17 protein-coding genes are annotated in these 16,620 nt (G+C 70.1%); 1 reads left to right on the forward strand and 16 read right to left on the reverse strand.

The genetic code is table 11. The features are described 5' to 3' along the window. Window positions 1–4: 4 nt before the first annotated feature. The gene (locus V8690_RS06880; protein ID WP_338776488.1) at window positions 5–982 is read right to left on the reverse strand and encodes an aspartate carbamoyltransferase catalytic subunit; all 978 of its coding nucleotides are present in this window, start codon (window positions 980–982) and stop codon (window positions 5–7) included. Between the two features lie 103 nt (window positions 983–1,085). Further along, window positions 1,086–1,652 (reverse strand): bifunctional pyr operon transcriptional regulator/uracil phosphoribosyltransferase PyrR, encoded by a 567-nt coding sequence (gene pyrR / locus V8690_RS06885; protein WP_338776490.1) that lies wholly within the window; start codon window positions 1,650–1,652, stop codon window positions 1,086–1,088. Between the two features lie 266 nt (window positions 1,653–1,918). On the opposite strand from pyrR, the gene bldD reads away from it, so the two are divergent. Continuing rightward, complete coding sequence (gene bldD, locus V8690_RS06890; protein ID WP_010046440.1) at window positions 1,919–2,422, forward strand: transcriptional regulator BldD; 504 nt, start codon at window positions 1,919–1,921, stop codon at window positions 2,420–2,422. A gap of 165 nt (window positions 2,423–2,587) precedes the next feature. Here bldD and nusB read toward each other — a convergent pair whose 3' ends face one another. From nusB to rpsD, 14 genes are all read right to left on the reverse strand, one after another. Then, the gene (gene nusB, locus V8690_RS06895; RefSeq protein ID WP_338776491.1) at window positions 2,588–3,022 is read right to left on the reverse strand and encodes a transcription antitermination factor NusB; all 435 of its coding nucleotides are present in this window, start codon (window positions 3,020–3,022) and stop codon (window positions 2,588–2,590) included. Between the two features lie 2 nt (window positions 3,023–3,024). Continuing rightward, entirely contained in the window at window positions 3,025–3,591 is a 567-nt protein-coding gene (gene efp, locus V8690_RS06900) for an elongation factor P (protein WP_059420847.1), read from the reverse strand. A gap of 49 nt (window positions 3,592–3,640) precedes the next feature. After that, window positions 3,641–4,750 carry an aminopeptidase P family protein gene (locus tag V8690_RS06905; protein ID WP_338776493.1) on the reverse strand — a complete coding sequence of 370 codons (1,110 nt, stop codon included), beginning with the start codon at window positions 4,748–4,750 and terminating at the stop codon, window positions 3,641–3,643. A gap of 263 nt (window positions 4,751–5,013) precedes the next feature. Next, entirely contained in the window at window positions 5,014–5,868 is an 855-nt protein-coding gene (locus tag V8690_RS06910) for a Pro-rich N-terminal domain-containing protein (protein ID WP_338776495.1), read from the reverse strand. Window positions 5,869–6,031: 163 nt separating this feature from the next. Further along, window positions 6,032–7,123: a 3-dehydroquinate synthase gene (aroB, locus tag V8690_RS06915; protein WP_338776497.1), complete on the reverse strand. Its 1,092-nt coding sequence runs from the start codon at window positions 7,121–7,123 to the stop codon at window positions 6,032–6,034. Continuing rightward, complete coding sequence (locus V8690_RS06920) at window positions 7,120–7,632, reverse strand: shikimate kinase (protein ID WP_338776499.1); 513 nt, start codon at window positions 7,630–7,632, stop codon at window positions 7,120–7,122. The genes aroB and V8690_RS06920 overlap by 4 nt, the downstream gene beginning before the upstream one ends. Further along, complete coding sequence (aroC, locus tag V8690_RS06925; protein ID WP_338776501.1) at window positions 7,629–8,813, reverse strand: chorismate synthase; 1,185 nt, start codon at window positions 8,811–8,813, stop codon at window positions 7,629–7,631. The genes V8690_RS06920 and aroC overlap by 4 nt, the downstream gene beginning before the upstream one ends. Window positions 8,814–9,018: 205 nt before the next feature. Next, window positions 9,019–9,834, reverse strand: a complete 816-nt coding sequence (locus V8690_RS06930) for a shikimate dehydrogenase (protein ID WP_338776503.1) — start codon at window positions 9,832–9,834, stop codon at window positions 9,019–9,021. Window positions 9,835–9,859: 25 nt separating this feature from the next. Then, complete coding sequence (gene mltG, locus V8690_RS06935) at window positions 9,860–11,569, reverse strand: endolytic transglycosylase MltG (protein WP_338776505.1); 1,710 nt, start codon at window positions 11,567–11,569, stop codon at window positions 9,860–9,862. Window positions 11,570–11,691: 122 nt separating this feature from the next. Beyond that, window positions 11,692–12,156 (reverse strand): Holliday junction resolvase RuvX, encoded by a 465-nt coding sequence (ruvX, locus tag V8690_RS06940; protein ID WP_338776507.1) that lies wholly within the window; start codon window positions 12,154–12,156, stop codon window positions 11,692–11,694. Between the two features lie 16 nt (window positions 12,157–12,172). Beyond that, entirely contained in the window at window positions 12,173–14,842 is a 2,670-nt protein-coding gene (alaS, locus tag V8690_RS06945; protein ID WP_338776509.1) for an alanine--tRNA ligase, read from the reverse strand. Continuing rightward, a complete protein-coding gene (locus V8690_RS06950; protein WP_338776511.1) occupies window positions 14,842–15,213 on the reverse strand; it encodes a hypothetical protein in 372 nt (123 codons plus the stop codon). Before V8690_RS06950 ends, alaS begins: the two co-directional genes overlap by 1 nt. A 9-nt stretch (window positions 15,214–15,222) precedes the next feature. Beyond that, entirely contained in the window at window positions 15,223–15,654 is a 432-nt protein-coding gene (locus V8690_RS06955; RefSeq protein WP_059420356.1) for a DUF948 domain-containing protein, read from the reverse strand. 186 nt (window positions 15,655–15,840) lie between these two features. Beyond that, window positions 15,841–16,455 (reverse strand): 30S ribosomal protein S4, encoded by a 615-nt coding sequence (gene rpsD, locus V8690_RS06960; RefSeq protein ID WP_031116607.1) that lies wholly within the window; start codon window positions 16,453–16,455, stop codon window positions 15,841–15,843. Window positions 16,456–16,620 lie beyond the last annotated feature (165 nt).

Raw genomic sequence — 16,620 nt, forward strand, 5'->3', positions numbered from 1 at the left:
GGTCTTACTTCTCCTCGGTACGGGTCTGGGTGACGGCGGGCTCGTTTCCGCCGAGCAGCAGGTACAGGACGGCCATCCGGATGGAGACTCCGTTCGCGACCTGCTCCACGACGGTGCAGCGGTCGGAGTCGGCGACCTCGGCGGTGATCTCCATGCCGCGGACCATGGGGCCGGGGTGCATCACGACGGCGTGCTCGGGCATCCGCGCCATGCGGTCGCCGTCGAGGCCGTAGCGCCGGGAGTACTCGCGCTCGGTCGGGAAGAAAGCGGCGTTCATCCGCTCGCGCTGGACGCGCAGCATCATCACCGCGTCGGACTTGGGCAGCGTGCTGTCGAGGTCGTAGGACACCTCGCAGGGCCAGGTCTCGATACCGACCGGCAGCAGGGTCGGCGGGGCGACGAGGGTGACCTCGGCGCCGAGGGTGTGCAGCAGGTCGACGTTGGAGCGGGCGACCCGGCTGTGCAGGACGTCGCCGACGATGGTGATGCGCTTGCCTTCCAGGTCCTGGCCGATCCCGGCGTCCGGGCCGATCAGGCGGCGGCGCATGGTGAAGGCGTCCAGCAGAGCCTGGGTGGGGTGCTGGTGGGTGCCGTCGCCGGCGTTGACGACGACCGCGTCGATCCAGCCGGAGTTCGCCAGCCGGTACGGGGCCCCCGAGGCGCCGTGCCGGATGACCACGGCGTCGACGCCCATGGCCTCCAGCGTCTGTGCGGTGTCCTTCAGGGACTCACCCTTGGACACGCTCGAACCCTTGGCGGAGAAGTTGATGACGTCCGCGGAGAGCCGCTTCTCGGCGGCCTCGAAGGAGATCCGGGTCCGGGTGGAGTCCTCGAAGAAGAGGTTGACGATGGTGCGGCCGCGCAGGGTCGGCAGCTTCTTGATCGGCCGGTCGGCGACCCGGGCCATTTCCTCGGCGGTGTCGAGGATCAGGACGGCGTCGTCGCGGGTGAGGTCGGCGGCCGAGATGAGATGACGCTGCATCTGTCAGGCTCCGTAAGGCAGTTCAAACGGGAGAATCGGGGCAGACGGGCGGCGCGAGTGCGCGCACTGAGCCGGCGTACGACAGCGGCGTACGCCTGAAGCGCTACTGAGCGTCCTGCTTGGCACCGAGCAGTACGGTGTCGCGACCGTCCTCCTCGGCGAGCTGGACCTTGACCGTCTCCCGCAACGACGTGGGGAGGTTCTTGCCGACGTAGTCGGCGCGGATGGGCAGTTCGCGGTGACCGCGGTCGACGAGGACCGCGAGCTGCACCGCACGCGGGCGCCCGATGTCGTTCATGGCGTCGAGGGCGGCGCGGATGGTGCGGCCGGAGAAGAGGACGTCGTCGACGAGGACGACCAGCTTGCCGTCGATGCCGTCACCGGGGATCTCGGTGCGGGCCAGCGCACGCGGCGGGTGCATGCGCAGGTCGTCGCGGTACATGGTGATGTCGAGCGAGCCGCACGGAACCTTGCGCTCGGTGATCTGCTCGAGCTTGTCGGCGATCCGCCGGGCGAGGAAGACGCCCCGGGTCGGAATGCCGAGGAGCACCACGTCGTCGGCGCCCTTTGCGCGTTCGACGATCTCGTGGGCGATGCGGGTCAGTACCCGCGCGATGTCGGGCCCTTCGAGAACGGGCCGGGCATCGGACTGCGAGTCGTGCGTGTCCATACGAAACGGACCTCCTTCTCCGCCTCACGGGACGGACCTTAAAGGACGTCGGGATTGCGCCATCCACGGTAGCAGGCCCTCACCGTCACCCGGACAGCCCCCTCGGATCACCCACTCGGCCCAACAGAGTGCCGATACCACGGAAGAGTCGGTGCGGACCATTCGGCTTGACGCGGCAGAGTAACGCTGCGTAACCTCACAGTGAGTTACCAGCCGCGCGGCCTGGCAGCCACGCCAGACGCGTCGACACAGTGCCGGGGAGCTATATGTCCAGCGAATACGCCAAACAGCTCGGGGCCAAGCTCCGGGCGATCCGCACCCAGCAGGGCCTTTCCCTCCACGGTGTCGAGGAGAAGTCCCAGGGACGCTGGAAGGCGGTCGTGGTCGGTTCGTACGAGCGCGGCGACCGTGCCGTGACCGTGCAGCGCCTTGCCGAGCTGGCGGATTTCTACGGCGTTCCGGTGCAGGAGCTGCTTCCGGGCACCACCCCTGGCGGCGCCGCCGAGCCGCCGCCGAAGCTGGTCCTGGACCTTGAGCGGCTGGCCACGGTGCCGGCCGAGAAGGCGGGCCCCCTTCAGCGCTACGCGGCCACGATCCAGTCGCAGCGCGGTGACTACAACGGCAAGGTGCTCTCGATCCGCCAGGACGACCTGCGCACACTCGCCGTCATCTACGACCAGTCGCCTTCGGTCCTCACCGAGCAGCTGATCAGCTGGGGTGTCCTGGACGCGGACGCGCGTCGCGCGGTGGCGACCCACGAGGAGGGCTGACCACTTCGGGGGGACAGCAGAAACGTGCCGCCGGGGTGGCCGAAACCATATGGTTTCGGCCACCCCGGCGGCGTTCTGAGGGCCTGGAAGCCCTCGACGGTACGGGAACGCCGGAGGGCCCGCAGCAGTCACGCTGCGGGCCCTCCGGCGTTCCGTCTGTCTGTCTCAGACCTCGTCGCGGCGGAGCGAGGGCTTGAGCTCCTTCAGCCGTCCGAGCAGGCCGTTCACGAACGAGGGCGACTCGTCCGTGGAGAACTCCTTCGCCAGCTGCACCATCTCGTCGAGGACGACGGCGTCCGGGGTCCCGTCGACCCAGATCAGCTCATAGGCGCCGAGCCGCAGGATGTTGCGGTCGACGACCGGCATCCGGTCGAGCGTCCAGCCGACCGAGTACTGGGCGATCAGCTCGTCGATGCGCTTCGCGTGCTGCGCGTAGCCCTCGACCAGCTCCATCGTGTACTCGCTCACCGGCGGCTGCCGGGTGTCGGCCCGGGAGAGCCGGACCCAGTCGGCGAGGACCGTGAGGACCTCGGCGCCGCGCTGGTCGCCCTCGAAGAGGATCTGGAAGGCGCGCTTGCGGGCCGTGTTGCGGGCAGCCACGGTTAGCTGTTCACCCGGCCGAGGTAGTCGCTGGTGCGGGTGTCGACCTTGATCTTCTCACCGGTGGTGATGAAGAGCGGGACCTGGATCTGGTGGCCGGTCTCCAGCGTGGCGGGCTTGGTGCCGCCGGTGGAGCGGTCGCCCTGGACACCCGGCTCGGTCTCCTGGACGGTCAGCTCGACGGCGGCCGGCAACTCGACGAAGAGCACCTCGCCCTCGTGCTGGGCGACCGTGGCCGTGAAGCCCTCGACGAGGAAGTTGGCGGCGTCGCCGACGGCCTTGCGGTCGACCATGAGCTGGTCGTAGGTCTCCATGTCCATGAAGACGAAGTAGTCGCCGTCCATGTAGGAGAACTGCATGTCGCGCTTGTCGACGGTGGCCGTTTCGACCTTGACGCCGGCGTTGAAGGTCTTGTCGACGACCTTGCCGGAGAGCACGTTCTTGAGCTTGGTGCGCACGAAGGCCGGGCCCTTGCCGGGCTTGACGTGCTGGAACTCGACGACGGACCAGAGCTGGCCGCCTTCGAGCTTGAGCACCATGCCGTTCTTGAGGTCGTTCGTGGAAGCCACGGTTGCGGAATCTCCTGGACTGACGTACGACCCCGGGGCACGCACCTGCCTACAGGGCGAGCAGCTCCTTGGTCGTGATGGTGAGTAGCTCGGGTCCGCCATCCGCCTCGGGGCGGACGACGAGCGTGTCATCGATCCGGACACCGCCCCGTCCCTGGAGGTGGATTCCAGGTTCGACGGTGACCGGCACGCAAGCGTCCAGTTTACCCATGGCCGCGGGACTCAATTGAGGGTCCTCATCGATTTCGAGCCCCACACCGTGTCCGGTCAGGGCCGTGAGGCCCTCCGTGTACCCCGCGGAGTCCAGGACCTGGCGGACGGCGCGGTCGATGTCCCGGCAGGCGGCGCCGGGTACCAGGCTCTCACGTCCGGCGCGCTGCGCCGCGAAGACCAGGTCGTACAGCTCGATCTGCCAGTCCGCGGGAGCGGTGCCGATGACGAACGTCCGGCCGATCTCGCAGCGGTAGCCGCGGTATGTCGCGCCAAGGCAGACGGAGAGGAAGTCGCCCTCCTCCACACGCCGGTCGGTGGGCCGGTGCCCGGGGCGTCCGGCGTTCGGCCCCGTGGCGACGGAAGTGGGGAAGGCCGGGCCGTCGGCCCCGTGATCCACGAGGCGTCTTTCGAGCTCCAGGGCGAGATGGCGCTCGGTCCGCCCGACCAGGATGGACTCCAGCAGCTCGCCGAGGGCCTGGTCGGCGATCTCGGCGCCGATGCGGAGACAGGAGATCTCCTCCTCGTCCTTGACGACCCTGAGCTGCTCGACGGCGCCGCCGAGGTTGGCCAGGCGCAGCCGGGGGGCGACCGAGCCGAGGGCGCGGTGCCGCGTCACGGTGAGGTGGTGCTCCTCCACGGCGAGGGAGTCGGCCCCCTGTCCTGCGGCGAGGCCGGCGGCCGCGACGGCCGGGTCGCCGCCACCGGCAGCGGGCAGGGTCTGTACGCGCAGGGCCTCGTCGGGGCGCTCCTGCGTGGCGCGGTCGGCCGTCGGGCCCGCACACACCAGCAGGTCCTCGGTCTTGCCCAGCAGCAGAACGGCGCCGTGCGGAGCTGCGCCCGCGAGATAGCGCACATTGGCGGGGCGGGAGACCAGCGCCGCCGCGCTGCCGCCCGCGTTGCAGTATTCCCTCAGACGCGTCCGGCGGGCCGCGTACACCTCTGACATGACCCGAGCCTACGAGCGCCGGGGGGATGTCGCCGGTCGGGAGGGCCGAGTGGGGGTTGTCTGCGAGGGCTTGGCGGTACGCCCGCCCCGTAGCCCGGCGTCTCAGTGTCCTGGACGACGGAGCTGAGGCCGGGGCGTTGCGCAGCCCGGCGCGACGGGGTGCCGCTGCGCCCACCCACCCCCAAGCTCTCGGCTTCGCTCGAGCAGGGGGGACCCCCATCGCCCCAGCGGCACGACCGCCCGCAGCTGGAACCGCACCCCCACTACCACTGCGGCGGACTCGCAAGAGACCGAGCCAGCACATCGTCCAGCACCCGCGCCGTCTCCTGAACATCCAGCTGCGAGTTGTCGATGATCGGCAGACCGGACCCGTACCACCCGGCCATCCGCCCGTGGATACGGGCGACCTCCTCGTCCGCCAGCCGCCGATTGCCCGTGCGCTCCGCGTTGCGCTCCAGCACGACGTCCAGCCCGGGAAGGAGGACGACCGGCAGCAAGCCCGGCCCGACGTGCCGCTTCCAGCCGCCGAGCCCGACGACGGGCCGGTCGGGAAAGACCGCGTCGTCGAGGATGCAGGAGATGCCGTTGGCCAGGAAGTTCCGCGCGGCGAAACCGCAGGTGCGGCGGGCGAGGCGGTACTGCGCCTCGGAGTTGTCGTTCCACCCGGACTGGGGGTCGGCGAAGCCCGAGCGGACCCACTCGCGTACGTCGTCGAGGCTGATGTGCGCCGTGGGGACCCGGCGATGGTCCGCCCAGTACTTGGCGACGCTGGTCTTCCCGGCACCCGCGGGCCCGATGAGCAGCACCGCGAGCGTCGTACCGGCCGGGTCGGGGACCGCCGTGGCCGGCGGCGCGCTGGGCATGGCGACCGGACCGCCGGGCGGCAGCGGCACATGGCCGGTGGTGTCCGGCGCCGGAGGAACGGAGGCGTGCGGCGGGGGCGAGGCCGGCCCGGGCGGGGGCGCGGGGTAACCGGGCGCCGGGGGCACGGGCGCGGAGCCCTGGTGCGCACCCGGGTGGTGCGGGCCCGGGTGATGTGCGGCCGGCGACCAGCCGACGGCCGGTCCGTGCCCCGGCTGGTGGGGCGGCGGCAGCGGAGAACCCACTGCGTGCTGCATCCGGTGCCACTCCGTCTCGTACAGGCGATGGGCGCTGACAGCGGGGGCGGAACCCGCTGCTACCGAACGGTACCGCCCCCGGCCGTCGTTGTGTGAACGGCCGGGGCCAGCCCGAAGTGCCCACCCCGTAAGGCGATTTCGGGCGGAAGGAGCGCCGAGGGACTTACTGTCCCACTTCTCCGTACGCGGCGAGCAGCACCGCCGGGTCGGGTCCCTCCAGAACCGTGGGCTTGGCCAGACCGTCGAGGACGATGAAGCGCAGCAGGTCGCCGCGGGACTTCTTGTCGACCTTCATGGTCTCCAGCAGCTTGGGCCACTGGTCGTGGCGGTAGTGCAGGGGCAGCCCGACCGATTCGAGGATGGTCCGGTGGCGGTCGGCCGTTGCGTCGTCCAACCGGCCTGCCAGGCGGCCGAGTTCGGCGGCGAAGTGCATGCCCACCGAGACCGCCGCGCCATGCCGCCACTTGTAGCGCTCGTTCTTCTCGATGGCGTGGCCGAGCGTGTGGCCGTAGTTGAGGATCTCGCGCAGGCCCGACTCCTTCAGGTCGGACGACACCACGTCGGCCTTGACCCGGATGGAGCGCTCGATGAGCTCGGCGGTGTGCGGACCGGCCGGGGTGCGGGCCGCCTCGGCGTCGGACTCGATGAGGTCCAGGATCACCGGGTCGGCGATGAAACCGGCCTTGATGACCTCCGCGAGTCCGGAGACGTAGTCGTTGACCGGGAGGGAGTCCAGCGCGGCCAGGTCGCAGAGCACACCGGCGGGCGGGTGGAAGGCACCGACGAGGTTCTTGCCCTCGGCGGTGTTGATGCCGGTCTTGCCGCCGACGGCCGCGTCGACCATGGCGAGCACGGTGGTCGGGATGGCGATCCAGCGCACCCCGCGCAGCCAGGTGGCGGCCACGAACCCGGCCAGGTCCGTGGTCGCGCCGCCGCCGACGCCGACGATGACGTCCGTGCGCGTGAATCCGGACTGGCCCAGCGCCTTCCAGCAGTAGGCGGCGACCTCGGCGGTCTTGGCCTCCTCCGCGTTGGGCACCTGGACGGCGACCGCCTCGTAGCCCTGCCCGGCCAGGTCGGCGCGCAGCGCGTCACCGGTCTCGGCCAGTGCCTCGGGGTGGACGATCGCGACCCGCTTGGCCTTGTCGCCGACCAACCCGGGCAGTTCGCCGAGTAGTTGCCGGCCCACGAGGACCTCGTAGGGCTCGGTGCCCGCCGTGCCGCCGACCTGGATCCGGGTCACTGCCTCACTCATGCTTCCTTCAACTCCAGTGCGTCCAGGGCGGCTCGGGTGACCTCTTCGGGGGTGCGGCCGTCGGTGGCGACCACGGCCGCGGCGACCTCCTCGTAGAGGTGCCGACGGGCCTCCATCAGCTCGCGCCACTGCTTGCGCGGGTTGATGGCGAGCAGCGGGCGGGCCGCGTTGAGGCCGGTGCGCTTGACCGCCTCCTCGACGTCCATCGACAGGTACACCACCCGCTGCCCGGCGAGCAGCGCGCGGGTGTCCGGGTCGAGGATGGCGCCGCCGCCCAGTGCCAGCACCCCCTCGTGCCCGGCCAGTGCCTCGCGCACGGCCTGCTTCTCGATCGCGCGGAAGGCGGACTCGCCCTCCTCGACGAAGATCTCGGCGATCGTCCGGCCCTGCGCGGCGACGATGTCGTCGTCGGTGTCCCGGTAGCCGGTCCCGAGCCGCTCGGCCAGCAGCTGCCCGACGGTGGACTTGCCCACGCCCATCGGGCCGACCAGCACGACCAGCGGGCTCATCGGATGGCCAGGTTGTCGAGGTAGGAGCGGGCGTTGCGGCGGGTCTCGGCCACGCTGTCGCCGCCGAACTTCTCCGCGACCGCGTCCGCGAGGACGAGGGCGACCATCGCCTCGGCGACGATACCGGCGGCCGGCACCGCGCACACGTCGGAACGCTGGTGGTGGGCGGCAGTGGCCTCGCCGGTGACGACGTCCACCGTCTTCAGCGCCCGCGGCACGGTCGCGATCGGCTTCATCGCCGCCCGCACACGCAGCAGCTCACCCGTGGACAGCCCGCCCTCGGTGCCGCCGGAGCGGCCGGACGTCCGCTTGATGCCCTCGGCGGTCGAGACGATCTCGTCGTGCGCCTTGGAGCCGGGGACCCGTGCCAGGTCGAAGCCGTCGCCGACCTCGACTCCCTTGATCGCCTGGATGCCCATCAGGGCGGCGGCCAGGCGGGCGTCCAGACGGCGGTCCCAGTGCACGTGCGAACCGAGGCCGACCGGCACGTCGTACGCCAGCACCTCGACCACGCCGCCGAGGGTGTCACCGTCCTTGTGGGCCTGGTCGATCTCGGCGACCATCGCCTTCGACGCGTCGGCGTCCAGGCAGCGCACCGGGTCCGCGTCCAGCTTCTCCACGTCCGCCGGCGTCGGGTACACGCCGTACGGCGCCTTCGCGGCCGCGAGCTCCACCACGTGGGAGACGATCTCGATGCCGGTCGTCTCCTTCAGGTACGACCGGGCCACCGCGCCGAGGGCCACCCGGGCCGCGGTCTCCCGCGCGGAGGCCCGCTCCAGGATCGGCCGGGCCTCGTCGAACCCGTACTTCTGCATGCCGGCGAGGTCGGCGTGGCCGGGCCTGGGGCGGGTCAGCGGGGCGTTGCGGGCGAGGCCGTCGAGGATCTCCGGGTCGACCGGGTCGGCCGCCATGACCTGTTCCCACTTCGGCCACTCGGTGTTGCCCACCATGATCGCGACCGGGGAGCCGAGGCTGAGGCCGTGCCGGACGCCGCCGAGGAAGGTGATCTCGTCCCGCTCGAACTTCATCCGGGCACCGCGCCCATAGCCCAGGCGCCGCCTCGCGAGATGGTCCGCCACCATGTCCGTGGTGATCGGCACGCCGGCGGGAAGACCCTCCAGCGTCGCGACGAGTGCGGGACCGTGGGATTCCCCCGCGGTCAGCCAGCGCAACCTGCTCAACGGTGCTCCTCAGTGTTCGCGGCCTGCTCAAGTGTTCGCGGCCTGCTTACTGCCCAGCGTACGCAGCTCATCGCGTACGGCTACGGCCCGACCGGGTGCGCGGCCCCGTCCGGCACCTCGATCCTCCCATGCCACGGGGACGACTCCGATCCGAGTCCGGCTGGCGGACAGCCGTGAGCGGCGGGCCCGGTGGAGACCGGCCGCGTCAGTCCCGCCGAGCGGCCTCCCGCATCGCGGTGAGCGGCGACCGCGGGTCGCCGGTGAACTGCCGGAACTGGAACACCGCCTGGTGAACCAGCAGGTCGAGGCCGCTCAGCACCTGTCCGCCCCGCTCCTCCCAGGCCGCGGCGAGGGGCGTGGGCCAGGGCTCGTAGAGCACGTCGAACAGGGTGCCCACGCGTTCGGGCACCTGCTCGGCCAACGCGTCGGTGCCCCCTGCGGGGGTCGTGGAAATGACGAGGGGCGCCTCGAAGGCGCGGGCGGCGTCGGCCCAGTCGGCGGGCCGGACCCGGACGCCGAGCCGCTCGCCCCACTGGCGCATCTGCGCCGCGCGCCGTTCGCTGCGCACATACACGGCGACCTCGCCCGTGCAGATCCGGGCCAGCGCCGCGAGAGCCGAGGACGCGGTGGCCCCGGCGCCCAGGATCGCCGCGCTCTCCGTCTTCTCCACACCCCGCTCGTGCAGCGCCGCCACCAGCCCGGGGATGTCGGTGTTGTCGCCGACCCGGCGTCCGTCCGGCCGGAACACCACGGTATTGACCGCCTCCACCGAGGCGGCCGTGTCGGTGATCTCGTCGAGCAGCGGGATCACCGCCCGCTTCAGCGGCATGGTCAGCGACAGTCCGGCCCACTCCGGGCCGAGCCCCTCGAGGAACCCGGGCAGCGCGTCCTCGTCGATCTCGAACCGGTCGTACGACCAGTCGGCCAGTCCCAGCGCCCGGTACGCCGCGTTGTGCAGCCGCGGCGACAGGGAGTGAGCGATCGGGGAGCCGAGAACGGCGGCTCGGCGTGGTGCAACCATCAGGTCTTCCTCAGTCGTTCCGCGATCAGTTGTTCCGCGAGGCGTTGAACTTGTCGACGAGCTTCTGGTGCTCTGCGTTGGTCTTGGTGAACTCGCTGGTCTTTCCGTCCAGCGAGATGAAGTAGTACCAGCCGTCCTTCGTCGGGTTGAGGGCACCCTCGAGCGCCTCCTCGCCCGGGTTGTCGATCGGTCCGGGCGGCAAACCCTTGTGGAAGTACGTGTTGTACGGGTTGTCGTAGTTCCGCAGCTCGCTCAGACTCAGATCGATCTTGCTCTGGTTCTTGATGTAGTTGTAGGTGGAGTCGAACTCCAGCATGCCGTTGGTCTGCGGGTTCCCCGGCTTCATGCGGTTGTAGACGACCTCGGCCATCTTGCGGAAGTCGTCGTGGCTCGTACCCTCGGCCTGGGCCAGGCTCGCGACGGTGATCAGCTGCCAGGGGTCTTCGAGTCCGAGGCTGCGGGCCTTCTTCTCCACGCCGAGCTTCTCGTACGTCTGCGTGGCCCGGGTCACCATGTCTTTCAGCACGTCCTCGGGCTTCTCGCCCTTGGCGATGCCGTAGCTGGAGGGGTAGAGGAACCCTTCCAGCGGGTCCTTGACGTTCTCGTGGCCGAGCGCCCAGTCGGGCAGGCCGAGCTTCTTCCAGTCCTTCTTGGCGACCTCGGCGGTGGTGCCGTCCTTGACCTCGAGCCGCTTGTCGATGAGCCGGTAGATGTCGGCGTTGCGCTTGCCCTCGGCGATGATCAGGTTGTCGCGGCTCTTCGGACTGAGCATCAGTTCGACCGCACTGTCGGCCGACATTTGCTTTTGCAGCGTGTAGACGCCGTCCTGGATGGTCTTGCCCTGCGGATTGCTCTCCTGGGCAGCGACGAACGCGTCGACGCTCTTGACGACCCCCGCGTCCTTCAGCACTTGGCCGATCTTGTAGCCGAGCGCTCCCTCGGGGATCTCGACGGACACCTCCTGCCCGTTGCCGTCACCCGCGTAGTCCGGCGCGTCGCCGAAACGATCCTGGAAGAACTGGTAGCCGAAGTAGCTGACGCCTGCCAGGCCGCCACCGAGGACCAGGACCACCACCAGGCAGGCCATTCCGCTGCGGCGCTTCTTGGGCTTGCCGCCGCGTCCCCGCTGGTCGTCGCGCCCGCGACGGCCCCGCGGCTCCTCGTCGTCATCGTCGTCACCACCCGCGAAGAAGGCGTGTTCGCCCTGGTCGGGGCCGGGATCCCAGTCGGTCTCCGGTTCCGGCTCGGCCCGCCTGCGGCCGGGCGGCTCCGGCGGCGGATACGCGTCGGGTGTGCCGTAGTAGTCGGACTGCCCCTGGCCGTATGCACCGGTTTGCTGACCGTACGGGTCGGCGGGGTCGCCGGGGTACGAAACCTGCTGGTGCGGGCCGGTGGCCCAGCCGCCGTTGTCGTACTGCTGCTGGTGGTACCCCTGGTCCTGCTGGGGCCCCTGGTCCCCCTGCCCCGGGTACTGCTGGTGCCCATGGGCCTGTGCCGCGTACTGCTGCTGGTCGTACGGGTACTGCTGCTGCGCCTGACCGTATCCGGCCTGCTCACCGGTGCCCCAGTCGCCGTACTGCGGCTGCTGCGGCTGCTCTGGATAGTGCTGCGGCTGGCCGCCGTAGGGGGACTGCTGACCCTGCTGGGCCTGCTCTCCTCCCCATCCGCCGTCCCCGTACAACGGGTCCTCCGGATGCCACGGTTCGGAGCCTTGGCCCCGGCCATACTCAGTCATCGATCCCCTAGAGCCGCGAGGCGGCGGTCACGCGGCTTCCGGCTCGGCTCCCGTCCCGCCTCTTGCTGTGCGGTGGCTGTTCGAAATGCCGCCGCATCGCGCGGAACGTTACCGTATCGCGATCAGATGACCACTTCGACGCCTTCGCCGGGTGCTTTACCTGACACCCGTTCGGATTCCAGCGCCTGTTGCAGGATGACCACCGCCGCAGCCTGGTCGATGACGGACCTTCCCTTCTTGGACTTCACGCCCGAGGCGCGCAGTCCCTGACTGGCCGTCACCGTCGTCATGCGTTCGTCCACGAGTCTCACCGGAACCGGGAAGATCATGCGCGCCAGTTCCTGGACGAAGCCCCGCACCTTGACCGCGGCCGGGCCCTCGCCGCCCTTGAGGGAGCGCGGGAGACCGGCGACGACTTCGAGGGGCTCGTACTCCTCGACGAGCTGCTTCAACCGCCGCTGAGCTGCGGGGATGTCACGCCCCGGGACCGTCTCCACCGGGGTGGCGAGGATGCCGTCGGGGTCGCACGAGGCGACCCCGATGCGGGCGTCCCCGACGTCGATCGCGAGTCGACGTCCTCTGCGCATCTTCCAGACCCGTTTCTTACTTGGCCGTCTCGGCGACCAGGCGCTCGACGGCGTCCACGGCCTCGCCGATCGCGGCCGGGTTCTGGCCGCCGCCCTGGGCGACGTCCGGCTTGCCGCCACCGCCGCCGCCGAGGGTCTTGGCGGCCGTACGGACCAGGTCGCCGGCCTTCAGGCCGCGCTCGCGGGCGGGCTCGTTGGTGGCGATGACCGTCAGCGGCTTGCCGTTCGCCACCGTGAACAGGGCGACCACGGCGGCCCGTCCGCCCTGGATGCGTCCACGCACGTCGAGCACCAGCTTGCGCAGGTCGTCGGCGGTCGTACCGTCCGGCACCTGACCGGTCACGAGAGCAACGCCACGGACGTCCTTGGCGGACTCGGCGAGACCGGCGGCGGCCTGGAGAACCTTCTCGGCGCGGAACTTCTCGATCTCCTTCTCGGCGTCCTTCAGCTTGCCGAGCATGGCGGAGACCTTCTCCGGGAGCTCCTCCGGACGGCCCTTGATCAGCTCCTGGAGCTGGGCGACGACCGTGTGCTCACGGGCGAGGAAGTTGTAGGCGTCGACACCGACCAGAGCCTCGATACGGCGGACACCGGAGCCGATGGACGACTCGCCGAGCAGCTTCACCAGGCCCAGCTGGGCGGTGTTGTGCACGTGCGTGCCGCCGCACAGCTCCTTGGAGAAGTCGCCGATGGTGACCACGCGCACGCGCTCGCCGTACTTCTCGCCGAACTCGGCGATGGCGCCCTGCTTCTTGGCCTCGTCGATGCCCATGACGTCGGCGCGGACGTCCAGGTCTCGGGCGAGCACCTCGTTGATCTTCTGCTCGACATCGAGCATGACCGTCTGCGGTACGGCGGACGGGGAGCCGAAGTCGAAGCGGAAGCGGCCGGGCTGGTTCTCGGAACCGGCCTGGGCGGCCGTCGGGCCGAGGGCGTCGCGCAGGGCCTGGTGGGTCAGGTGCGTGGCCGAGTGGGCACGGGCGATGGCCTTGCGGCGGCGGTCGTCGATGGCGGCGTGGGCCTTGGCGCCGACGGTGACCTCGCCGACCTGGACGACGCCCTTGTGGACGTAGACCCCCGGGACCGGCTTCTGGCAGTCGCGGACCTCGATGACGGCACCGGAGTCGATCTTGATCTTGCCGGTGTCGCCGATCTGGCCGCCGCCCTCGGCGTAGAACGGGGTGCGGTCGAGGACGATCTCGACCTCGTCGCCCTCGGTGGCGGCCGGGGAGGAGACGCCGTCGACCAGGATGCCGACGACCGTGGACTCGCCCTCGGTGTCGGTGTAACCGATGAAGTCGGTGGCACCGGCCCGGTCGGCGATCTCGCGGTAGGCGCCGAGGTCGGCGTGGCCGGTCTTCTTGGCCTGGGCGTCGGCCTTGGCGCGCTCCCGCTGCTCCTTCATCAGGCGGCGGAAGCCCTCCTCGTCCACGGAGAGGCCCTGCTCGGCGGCCATCTCCAGGGTGAGGTCGATCGGGAAGCCCCAGGTGTCGTGGAGCAGGAAGGCCTTGTCGCCGGGCAGCACGGTGGAACCGGCGGCCTTGGTGTCGCTGACGGCGGTGTCGAGGATGTTGGTGCCGGCCTTCAGTGTCTTGAGGAAGGCGTTCTCCTCGGCGAGGGCGACCTTCTCGATCCGCTCGCGGTCGGTGATGAGCTCGGGGTACTGCTGGCCCATCATGCCGATGACGACGTCGATCAGGTCCCTGACGACCGGGCCGGTGGCGCCGAGCAGGCGCATGTTGCGGATGGCGCGGCGCATGATGCGGCGCAGCACGTACCCGCGGCCCTCGTTGCCCGGGGTGACGCCGTCGCCGATGAGCATGGTGGCGGTGCGCATGTGGTCGGTGACCACGCGCAGGGACACGTCCGAGGAGTCGGCGGCGCCGTATTCCACGCCGGTCAGCTCGGTGGCCTTCCTGATGACGGCCATCGAAGTGTCGATCTCGTACATGTTCCGCACGCCCTGAAGAATCATGGCGAGTCGTTCCAGGCCGAGGCCGGTGTCGATGTTCTTCGAGGGCAGCTCGCCGAGGATCGGGTAGTCCTTGCCCGGGCCTTCGCCGCGCTCGTACTGCATGAAGACCAGGTTCCAGATCTCCACGTAGCGCTCGTCGTTGACGGCCGGGCCGCCCTCCTCGCCGAACTCCGGGCCCCGGTCGTAGTTGATCTCAGAGCAGGGACCGCAGGGGCCGGGGACGCCCATGTCCCAGTAGTTGTCCTTCTTGCCCAGCCGCTGGATGCGCTCGGCCGGGACGCCGACGACGTCACGCCAGATGCGCTCGGCCTCGTCGTCCTCCTGGTAGACGGTGATCCACAGCTTCTCCGGCTCCAGGCCGTAACCGCCCTTGTCCTGGGGGTTGGTGAGCAGCTCCCAGGCGAGCTCGATGGCGCCTTCCTTGAAGTAGTCGCCGAAGGAGAAGTTGCCGCACATCTGGAAGAACGTGCCGTGCCGCGTGGTCTTGCCGACCTCTTCGATGTCGGGCGTGCGGACGCACTTCTGCACGCTCGTGGCGCGGCTGAAGGGCGGCTTGACCTCGCCCAGGAAGTAGGGCTTGAAGGGCACCATGCCGGCCGGGACGAGGAGCAGAGTCGGGTCGTCCGCGATGAGCGACGCCGAAGGGACGACGGTGTGACCGCGCTCCTCGAAGAAGCTCAACCAGCGGCGGCGAATCTCAGCCGACTCCATCAGTGGTCCTCATTCCGGTTGTACGAATTCTTCTTGTACGTGTACGACGTGCTGTCGATGACGTACGTCTTCGGCTCTGTGCGGTTCTCGATGGCGGCATGCCGCCTGGGTGCCGGGAGTTCGGGGTCGACGGGGGCGTTGAGCCCGAGCGCGTCGCCCAGTTCGGCCTCCCGCTGGGCCATGTTGTCGCGGACGTCGAGCGCGAAGTCGACCGCGCGGTCCTTCAGCCGGTGGCCGGCCTTGATCGCCTTGTTCCCCGCGGTTCTGGCGAGGCTCTCGGGCGTCAGCTGCTTCAGCTTCCGGTTGACCTTGGTGGTGGCCCACACTCCGGCGGCGACGCCGGTGGTGAACCAGAACGTACGGCGGAACATCGCTGGCTCTCAGTCCCTCTTCCCTCGGGCGCTGCGCCGAGAGACCGTGCGGCCCACGATCACGGTACGCCTCGACGCCTTGCCGGGCACGTCCTCCTTGCGGCCGCCGAGGGCCCGGCGCACGCCGTAGCCGAAGGCGGCGACCTTGACCAGAGGGCCGCCGAAGGTGGAGGCGACGGTGGTCGACAGCGCGGAGGCGTTCGACGTGACCTCCTGGACGTCGGAGGCGATCGAGTCGACCCGGTCGATCTGGGTCTGCGCGGAGCGCACCGCCGCGGAGGCGTCGGCCAGCAGCGGGACGGCCTGATCGGTCACTTCCGCCACGAGCTTGGTGGTCGCCCTGAGTGTCTGGGCCAGCCTCGCCAGCGCGACGGCGAGGAAGGAGACCAGGATCGCCCAGAAGACAGCCACCAGGATTCCGGCCACCTCTCCACCGGACACTGTTGCACCCGCTCCCTGAAAACGTGCCTGAACATCGAAAAAGTCGTGCGACGAGCCTATCGCGCCGGGGGTGCGGCTCCGTACCGGATTACCCGCCGGGGACGGCGCATTCGCGAAAGCCCGCCGCCTCGCCCGCCCAAAGGGGCGGGGAGACGACGGGCTGGGGTACCGCGTGCCTGCCGAGGATCAGCGGGCGTAGTACTCGACGACGAGCTGCTCGTCGCAGATCACCGGGATCTCCTTGCGGTTCGGCTCACGGTCCAGGCGGAACGCCAGGGCCTTGAGGTTCACCTGGAGGTAGCGCGGGGTCTCGCCGTCGGGGGCGAAGCCACCCTCACGGGCGATCGTGAAGAGGGTCTTCTCCTTGGAGCGCTCGCGGACCTGCACGACGTCGTCCGGGCGAACCCGGAAGGAGGGCTTGTCGACCTTCTTGCCGTTGACCGCGATGTGGCCGTGCGTGACCATCTGGCGGGCCTGGTAGATCGTGCGGGCGATGCCCGAACGCAGGACCAGGGCGTCGAGACGGCGCTCCAGCTCGATGATCAGGGCCTCGCCGGTCTTGCCCTGGACCTTGGAGGCACGCTCGTAGGCGCGGACGAGCTGGCGCTCGGACACGTCGTACTGCGCGCGCAGGCGCTGCTTCTCGAGCAGACGGACCTTGTAGTCCGAGTTCTGCTTGCGGCCGCGGCCGTGCTCACCCGGCGGGTAGGGGCGGGCCTCGAAGTACTTGACGGCCTTCGGGGTGAGCGCGATGCCGAGGGCACGCGACTTCTTGACCTTGGGGCGGGACTGGTTCGCCACTGTTTCTCGTTTCCTAGTGTCGGCTTGTCAGGGTTGTGGGAGGTCGCATCCGCAGCCGGGGAAACCCTCCTCGTCCCCTGGAGGACGGGGCGGGCAGCCGCTCCCCTGGTCTGGGCACATACGTGCAGCACGCGAGTGGCCCACCGACCGGTCCCGTCCTGCGAC

The sequence above is a fragment of the Streptomyces sp. DG1A-41 genome (genome assembly GCF_037055355.1).
Lineage (GTDB): Bacteria > Actinomycetota > Actinomycetes > Streptomycetales > Streptomycetaceae > Streptomyces.

What these genes read in the sequence shown, in the direction of transcription:
- pyrR (WP_338776490.1), bottom strand. Translation starts at nt 1,652, where the DNA reads ATGGACACGCACGACTCGCAGTCCGATGCCCGGCCCGTTCTCGAAGGG.
- alaS (WP_338776509.1), bottom strand. Translation starts at nt 14,842, where the DNA reads ATGGAGTCGGCTGAGATTCGCCGCCGCTGGTTGAGCTTCTTCGAGGAG.
- V8690_RS06930 (WP_338776503.1), bottom strand. Translation starts at nt 9,834, where the DNA reads ATGGTTGCACCACGCCGAGCCGCCGTTCTCGGCTCCCCGATCGCTCAC.
- ruvX (WP_338776507.1), bottom strand. Translation starts at nt 12,156, where the DNA reads ATGCGCAGAGGACGTCGACTCGCGATCGACGTCGGGGACGCCCGCATC.
- V8690_RS06910 (WP_338776495.1), bottom strand. Translation starts at nt 5,868, where the DNA reads ATGCAGCACGCAGTGGGTTCTCCGCTGCCGCCGCCCCACCAGCCGGGG.
- aroB (WP_338776497.1), bottom strand. Translation starts at nt 7,123, where the DNA reads ATGAGTGAGGCAGTGACCCGGATCCAGGTCGGCGGCACGGCGGGCACC.
- V8690_RS06880 (WP_338776488.1), bottom strand. Translation starts at nt 982, where the DNA reads ATGCAGCGTCATCTCATCTCGGCCGCCGACCTCACCCGCGACGACGCC.
- V8690_RS06905 (WP_338776493.1), bottom strand. Translation starts at nt 4,750, where the DNA reads ATGTCAGAGGTGTACGCGGCCCGCCGGACGCGTCTGAGGGAATACTGC.
- mltG (WP_338776505.1), bottom strand. Translation starts at nt 11,569, where the DNA reads ATGACTGAGTATGGCCGGGGCCAAGGCTCCGAACCGTGGCATCCGGAG.
- V8690_RS06920 (WP_338776499.1), bottom strand. Translation starts at nt 7,632, where the DNA reads ATGAGCCCGCTGGTCGTGCTGGTCGGCCCGATGGGCGTGGGCAAGTCC.
- V8690_RS06950 (WP_338776511.1), bottom strand. Translation starts at nt 15,213, where the DNA reads ATGTTCCGCCGTACGTTCTGGTTCACCACCGGCGTCGCCGCCGGAGTG.
- bldD (WP_010046440.1), top strand. Translation starts at nt 1,919, where the DNA reads ATGTCCAGCGAATACGCCAAACAGCTCGGGGCCAAGCTCCGGGCGATC.